Raw genomic sequence first — 4,197 nt, 5'->3', positions numbered from 1 at the left:
CCTTTTGGTAGAGGGGCGTGTCGATCCAGCCGGGTGCGATCGCGTTGATCCGCACGCCCCGGCCGGCGAACTCGGCGGACAGGCCCCGGACGATGCCGGTGATGGCGGTCTTGGCGGCGGTGTAGCCCAGCACCAGGGGCTGGCCGATGAACGAGGTCATCGACGCGATGAACAGGACGACGCCCTCGCCTTGTGCCACCTGGCCCTTCAGCACATGGCGGGTGAGTTCCACCGCACCGCGGACATGGACGTCGAACACCGCATCAAAATCCGCGAGCGTGGACTCCTCGAACGGCTTCTTGACGGTGTTGCCGGCATTGTTGACCAGGATGTCGATCGTGCCGAACTCCGCGCTCAGCTCCTCGACGAAGCCTCCCAGCGTTTCGGGCCGGCTGAGGTCGACCGTCCTGGCATGGACTTCGCCCTCCATCCCCGCCTGCGCTTCTTCCAGCACCTCGGCGCGCCGCCCGGCGATGATCACCCGCGCCCCGGCCTCGGCCAGGCAGCGCGCGATGGCGAGCCCGATCCCGGAGCCGCCGCCCGTCACCAGCGCGGTGCGCCCTACCAGGCTGAAGGCGGCGGGAAAGCTAGGGGCGGAGGCGGTCGTCATGGCAGTTCCACCATGATCTTCAGCGTGGTGGAGCGGTGCTCGTCCCAGTAGGGCAGCGCCCGGTCCGCCTCGGCCAGCGAGAAGGTCGTGGTGATCAGCCGGTCGGCCCGCGCTCCCATCGCCTGGAGGCAGTCGATCACCGCCTGGAAGTCCGCCAGCGTCGCGTTGCGCGAGCCCATGATGTCCAATTCCTTCAAGTTGAAGATCTGGGTGCGATAGCTGACCTCGGTCTTGCAGTAGCCGATATAGACGACCCGCCCGGCAAAGCCGGCGAAGTCCACCGCCTGGACGAAGGTCGCCGGCACGCCCACCGCCTCGACCACCACGTCATAGCCATCGCCCCCGGTGAGTTCGTCCGCCCTGGCCTGGGCGTCCTCTTGGCCCGGGTCGATCACGTGCGCGGCACCCAGCTCCTGCACGAGGCCCAGCTTGTCGGCGGCGATGTCGAGCACGGTGACCTCGGCCCCCTTGCGCAAGGCGCCCAGTACCGCGCCGACCCCGATCATGCCCGCACCCAGCACCAGCACCCGGTCGCCCGGCGCCACCCGGCCGCGCTCCACGGCGTGGAAGCCCACGGAAAGCGGCTCGATCAGCGCCAGATGGCGCTCGGCCATGCCGTCAACCGGGATCACCTTCTCATGCGGGACGACCAGCCGTTCCTTCAGCCCACCATCCTGCTGCACCCCGAGCGTGCGGTTGTAGCGGCAGGCATTGGTGCGGCCCTTGCGGCAGGACGAGCAGCGGCCGCAGCTCGTGTAGGGCAGCACGGTCACCGCGGCACCGGGTCGGAGATGGTCGGGTACGCCCAGGCCGCACTGGAGGATCACCCCGCCGATCTCGTGGCCGGGGATCCGCGGCAGCTCGACCAGGGGGTTGAGGCCGCAGAACGTGTTGAGGTCGCTGCCGCACAGGCCGACATGGCGCACCCCGATCAGCACCTCGCCCGGGCCCGGCTGAGTCTCCGGGACATCCGCGAGCCGGGTCCGGCGAAGCGATTCGATCAGGAGGGCTTTCATCGGGCTGCCATGGCTGGAGGGAAGGGGGGCGCTGCCTGCGGCTGCCAGCTAGCGCCGCAGCGGCAGGTCGTCCGGATGCCGGCGGATCAGGTCGTCCCGGCTGGCCTGGAGATGGTCGCGCAGGGCAGCCTGCATGGGCTCCAGCTTGCCGGTGCGCAACGAGGCCAGGATCCGCTGGTGCTCCTCGCGCGAGCGCTCCAGGTCGTAGTTGGCGGTGGAATAGGTTTGGGCGGTCTGGAGCTGGAGCTGGATGCCGTGGTGCCAGCCGGCCAGCACCGTGTTCCCGCCGGCCTCCAGGATCATCGCGTGCAGGCCGCGGTCCAGCGCGATGATCTCGGCCAGGCTTTCCTTGGTGCCCAGGCCGAAATGGCTCGCCTGCGCCGCCAGGTTCCGTTCGACGGCAGCGATGAAGGCGGCATCGAGCCGGCCGGCATGAAACCCAGTGGCGAGCGCGTTCAGCTCCAGCAGGATGCGGGCCTCGTAGATCTCCAGGATGTCGGTCGGCGTGAAGCGGCGCACCAGCGAGGCGCGCCGGTCGACGCCGATGACCAGCCCGTCGCGCTCCAGCAGGGCCAGCGCCTCCTTAACCGGGGTCTGGCTGATCGCGAGCGCACTGGCCAGGGCATCAGGCAGGAGCCGCTGGCCTGCGGCGAGCTCACCCGACAGGATCTTGCGCTGGATCTCTGCATAGGCCTGCCGCGCCAGCGTCAGTCGTTCCACGTTCCTGCCCCTGCTCAAGCGGCCGGCAACCAGCACACAGGCGGCAAACTGGTCAAATATAAAATTTTCTATTTTGTGCGTTGACGATCCCGGGCAGGTGGCGGCACCTGCTGCCAATCAGGCTTCTGCGTCCGCGTCCCTGGCGGAGGAAGCCGGTCAGGAGGCGTCATGACCAGCGATCCACGGCTGCTGCTGCTCGATCCGCAGGACGACATCCTGGTCGCGATCGGCCGGATCCGCCGCGGCGAGCCGATCGTGGTGGAAGGGCAGGAAGTGCCGGCCGATGCCGACATCGCACTCGGCCACAAGGTGGCGCGCCACCGGCTGGAGCCGGGCATGCCGGTGCGCAAGTACGGCGTCGCGATCGGCCGCGTGACCCGCCCGATCGCCCTGGGCGCCCATGTCCATGTCCACAACATCGCCAGCAACTATACCGCGACCCATACGCTGGACGACGCCAAGCCCCGCTCCGGAGACGCCTGATGACCGAGACGCGCGCGCCCGCTCCTGCCATGCGTGGCTGGCTGCGCCAGGATGGGCGCAAGGGCATCCGCAACACGGTGGCGGTCGCCTACCTGGTCGAGTGCGCCCACCATGTGTGCCGGGAGATCGCCTGGCCCCTGCGCGAGCAGGGCGTTCACGTGATCGGCTTTCCCGGCTGCTTTCCCAACGCCTACGCCCAGCGGATGATGGAGGCCCTGTGCACCCACCCGAACGTGGGCGCAGTGCTGCTGGTGTCGCTGGGCTGCGAGAGCTTCAACAAGTACCGGCTGGAACAGATGGTCCGCAATTCCGGCCGGCCGGTCCGCACGCTCACCATCCAGGCCACCGGCGGGACACGCGCCTCCATCGCGGAGGGCCGCGCCTGGGTGGCGGAGCAGGCCGACCTCCTGGCCGCGGCGCCGACCGTGCCGATGTCCGTCGACGAACTGGTGGTCGGCACGGTCTGCGGCGGCTCGGACGGGACCAGCGGCATCACCGGCAACCCGGCGGCGGGCCGCGCCTTCGACCGGCTGGTCGAGGCGGGTGCCACCTGCATCTTCGAGGAAACCGGCGAGCTGATCGGCTGCGAGCACATCATGGCGGCGCGTGCGATCACCCCGGAGCTCGGCCGGGAGCTGGAGGCGAGCGTGGCCAAGGCTGCCCGCTATTATGCGACGCTCGGCTACGGCTCGTTCGCCCCGGGCAATGCCGATGGCGGGCTCTCCACCATCGAGGAGAAGTCGATGGGGGCCTATGCCAAGTCCGGCCGCTCGCCGATCTTCGGCCTGATCAAGCCTGGCGACCTGCCGCCCAGAGGCGGGCTCTATCTCCTGGACGTGGTGCCGGACGGCGAGGTCCGGTTCGGCTTTCCCAACATCAACGACAATGCCGAGATCGCCGAGCTGATCGCCTGCGGCAGCCATCTCGTGCTGTTCGTGACCGGGCGCGGCTCGGTGGTGGGTTCGGCGATCTCGCCGGTCGTCAAGATCTGCGCCAATCCCGAGACCTACAAGCGCATGACCGACGACATGGACGTCGATGCCGGCCGGATCCTGAACGGGGAAGCCACGCTGGATGAGGTCGGGCAGGAGATCTTCGACCTGATCCTGGCGGCGGCAGGCGGCCAGAAGACCCGCTCGGAGGATCTAGGCCACCAGGAGTTCATCCTGGGCTACAAGAGTTTCGAGCCGCTGGGCCCGGCCTGCCTGCCTTCGGCGGCCTGAGCCGGCCAGGCGTCAGCCGCCGGCTTCCCTGGCCTCGGCCAGCTGCTGCTTCAGCCGCCTGGTCTCCTCGAACCGGGCGGTGACGTCGCGCATGACCGCGACCATGCCGGCGATCCGGCCCCCGTCGTCATGGAAGGGGACGATG

5 protein-coding genes are annotated in these 4,197 nt (G+C 69.2%); 2 read left to right on the top strand and 3 right to left on the bottom strand.

Going from position 1 to position 4,197, the window contains the following annotated elements:
* From EQG76_RS06330 to EQG76_RS06320, 3 genes are all read right to left on the bottom strand, one after another.
* On the bottom strand, nucleotides 1-610 hold a 610-nt coding region (locus EQG76_RS06330; RefSeq protein WP_159711631.1), incomplete at its 3' end, for an SDR family NAD(P)-dependent oxidoreductase.
* Nucleotides 607-1,626, bottom strand: coding sequence for a zinc-binding alcohol dehydrogenase family protein (locus EQG76_RS06325; protein WP_159711629.1), 1,020 nt, complete (start codon nucleotides 1,624-1,626; stop codon nucleotides 607-609). The genes EQG76_RS06330 and EQG76_RS06325, both read right to left, overlap by 4 nt.
* A 48-nt stretch (nucleotides 1,627-1,674) precedes the next feature.
* The gene (locus EQG76_RS06320; RefSeq protein ID WP_159711627.1) at nucleotides 1,675-2,346 is read right to left on the bottom strand and encodes a GntR family transcriptional regulator; all 672 of its coding nucleotides are present in this window, start codon (nucleotides 2,344-2,346) and stop codon (nucleotides 1,675-1,677) included.
* 168 nt (nucleotides 2,347-2,514) lie between these two features.
* Between EQG76_RS06320 and EQG76_RS06315 the strand changes: the two genes are divergently transcribed.
* Nucleotides 2,515-2,829 (top strand): UxaA family hydrolase, encoded by a 315-nt coding sequence (locus EQG76_RS06315; RefSeq protein WP_159711625.1) that lies wholly within the window; start codon nucleotides 2,515-2,517, stop codon nucleotides 2,827-2,829.
* Entirely contained in the window at nucleotides 2,829-4,052 is a 1,224-nt protein-coding gene (locus EQG76_RS06310) for a UxaA family hydrolase (protein WP_159711623.1), read from the top strand. The genes EQG76_RS06315 and EQG76_RS06310 overlap by 1 nt, the downstream gene beginning before the upstream one ends.
* Nucleotides 4,053-4,197: the final 145 nt, after the last annotated feature.

Origin of the sequence: Geminicoccus flavidas, from assembly GCF_009806515.1 — a bacterium.
Lineage (GTDB): Bacteria > Pseudomonadota > Alphaproteobacteria > Geminicoccales > Geminicoccaceae > Geminicoccus > Geminicoccus flavidus.
This window is presented reverse-complemented; position numbering and strand designations above follow the sequence as displayed.

Bases quoted from the DNA above. Each gene is read 5' to 3' on its own strand.
- EQG76_RS06325 (WP_159711629.1), bottom strand. From the start codon at position 1,626: ATGAAAGCCCTCCTGATCGAATCGCTTCGCCGGACCCGGCTCGCGGAT.
- EQG76_RS06315 (WP_159711625.1), top strand. From the start codon at position 2,515: ATGACCAGCGATCCACGGCTGCTGCTGCTCGATCCGCAGGACGACATC.
- EQG76_RS06310 (WP_159711623.1), top strand. From the start codon at position 2,829: ATGACCGAGACGCGCGCGCCCGCTCCTGCCATGCGTGGCTGGCTGCGC.